Source organism: Marixanthomonas spongiae (assembly GCF_003095375.1).
GTDB classification, from domain to species: Bacteria; Bacteroidota; Bacteroidia; order Flavobacteriales; family Flavobacteriaceae; genus Marixanthomonas; species Marixanthomonas spongiae.
The window spans coordinates 1-1,336 of record NZ_QEHR01000028.1; the positions used below are offsets into that span (position 1 = coordinate 1).

Below are 1,336 nucleotides of genomic sequence, written 5' to 3' on the forward strand. Positions count from 1 at the left end.
GACACTATCCCACTAAGTGTGTAAGTTTAAAATAACAGGGGTTGGACTTTTTTAAAGTCTGACCCTTTTTTCATAGATCGTTAGGAACTGATTTAAAATGATGCCCCAGTTCCTTATAGGCATTGTCCATTTTTTAGTTGCTTCACGTACTGCCAAATATACAGATTTCATTACAGCATCGTCTGTTGGAAAAGAAAGTTTGTTCTTGGTATACTTTCTTATCTTCCCATTTAGATTCTCGATGAGATTTGTGGTGTAAATAATCTTCCTAATTTCCACAGGGAACTCATAAAACACCGTAAGGTCTTCCCAGTTATCGCGCCAGCTTTTGATGGCATAGGAATATTTATCGTTCCATTTTTGGGCAAAATCCTCCAAGGCCATTTTGGCGGCTTCTTGATTGGGAGCATTGTATATATGCTTCATATCTGCAGTAAAGGCTTTTTTATCCTTCCATACGACATACCTGCAAGCATTTCGGATTTGGTGGACCACGCATATCTGAGTCTTGGACTCTGGAAACACGTTGCGGATGGTATCGGTAAAACCATTGAGGTTATCGGTCGCCGTAATTAGGATGTCCTCTGTGCCGCGGGCCCTGATGTCAGTCATTACGCTCATCCAGAAGGCCGCCGATTCGTTCTTTCCAAGCCATAGGCCCAAAACTTCTTTTTTGCCGTCACGACGCAGGCCGACGGCAATATAAATGGTCTTGTTGATAACCTTTGAATTCTCCCGTACCTTGAAGACTATACCGTCCATCCAGACAATGAGATATACGGGTTCCAATGGACGGTTCTGCCAAGCAACTATATCTCCAGATATCTTTTCTGTAATCCTTGATATGGTCGAGGTAGACACGTCAAAACCATAGACTTCACGAATCTGCTCCTCAATATCGCTGTTGCTCATTCCTTTGGCATAGAGGGACACAATTACGTTTTCGATACCATCGACCATATTGCCCCGCTTAGGTACTATCATAGGATTGAACGAGGCATCCCGATCTCTGGGAACAGTAATCTCGGATTCGCCAAAGGATGTTTTGATTTTCTTCTTGGAGTGCCCGTTGCGAACATTGTTACCTGTGGATTTTTGATGCTTGTCGTAATCCAAGTGGCCATCGAGCTCACCTTCGAGCATCTTTTCAATCCCACGTTTTTGAATCTGTTTCAAAAAGCTCGTAAGCTCTTCGTGGGATTTGAATTGCTTCAGAAAATCATCTGAAATTAAATCGTCTTTCTTCATAATGTGTAAATATTTAAAATTAAACAAAAAAATAGCGGGGGCCGGCCCCCGCTATTTTTTTAACTTACACACTTTATGAGATAGTCCC

At 42.1% G+C, this 1,336-nt stretch carries 1 protein-coding gene; it reads right to left on the reverse strand.

Going from position 1 to position 1,336, the window contains the following annotated elements; translation table 11 throughout:
* Positions 1-51: 51 nt before the first annotated feature.
* Positions 52-1,248 carry an IS256 family transposase gene (locus tag DDV96_RS15735; protein ID WP_116695735.1) on the reverse strand — a complete coding sequence of 399 codons (1,197 nt, stop codon included), beginning with the start codon at positions 1,246-1,248 and terminating at the stop codon, positions 52-54.
* Between the last annotated feature and the right edge of the window lie 88 nt (positions 1,249-1,336).

Bases quoted from the DNA above. Each gene is read 5' to 3' on its own strand.
- DDV96_RS15735 (WP_116695735.1), bottom strand. From the start codon at position 1,248: ATGAAGAAAGACGATTTAATTTCAGATGATTTTCTGAAGCAATTCAAA.